This is a genomic window from Pauljensenia sp. C0254C2 (genome assembly GCF_056583835.1).
Window position 1 is genome coordinate 1 of the sequence record NZ_JBWPJO010000040.1, and the last position, 709, is coordinate 709.

2 protein-coding genes are annotated in these 709 nt (G+C 53.7%); both read left to right on the top strand.

What is annotated here, in order from left to right:
- The coding region (locus AC1DA5_RS10575; RefSeq protein WP_480290197.1) for a DUF6318 family protein at window positions 1–399 on the top strand (399 nt) is incomplete at its 5' end.
- Window positions 400–506: 107 nt separating this feature from the next.
- The coding region (locus AC1DA5_RS10580) for a hypothetical protein (protein WP_480290199.1) at window positions 507–709 on the top strand (203 nt) is incomplete at its 3' end.

The following is a 709-nucleotide window of genomic DNA, read 5'->3' on the forward strand; positions in this document are numbered from 1 at the left end:
GCCGAGTACTACCTCAACCTCCTCGCATACTCCATCAACACCGGCAACACCACCACCCTCAAAAAAGTCAGCAGCCCCGAATGCAAAGTCTGCCAATCATACATCGACCTAATTGGGAGGGTGTATGGGGATGGGGGATGGGTTGACGGCAAGAACTATACAATCACGCGGATTGGCGAACCGATTCCGCACCCACAGACTAAAGGGCTCTACTTCGTAAAGATTCACGCAAAGAACGCTCCCTATGTCGAATATCGTGGGGGAGAGCTTCATCCGGCGTTAGAAAGCCAGAAGATAATCGAATTAGAAATACTACAGCGGAACTCTTCGTTCCTGGTTAAGAGCTATCACGCCGAAGATTTCATTGCAGAAGACGAGAGTGAGAAAGCGCAATCATGAGAAAAAGGGCTCTCAGAATTGTTGCAGTGTTCGTTCCACTCATATCACCTTCAATGGTTGCGCCTCCGGGCGATTTAGAAAGCTTCGATGACACCGTGAGGAGCGACGTGGCTGGCAGTGTGACTGTTGAATCTTCGTTTACTGAGGCGGTGTCGGTGCCTGGTGTGGAGGGTGCTGGCGTGGAGAATGTTGACGCCGCTGGTGCTGGTGGTGTGGTTGAGGTTGTTGAGGGGCCGGTTGGTGGGTTTCGTGTACCGGGCTGGCAGGTGCGCTGCAAGATCGGCACCGGCACAGCCGGCGCCACACCAGC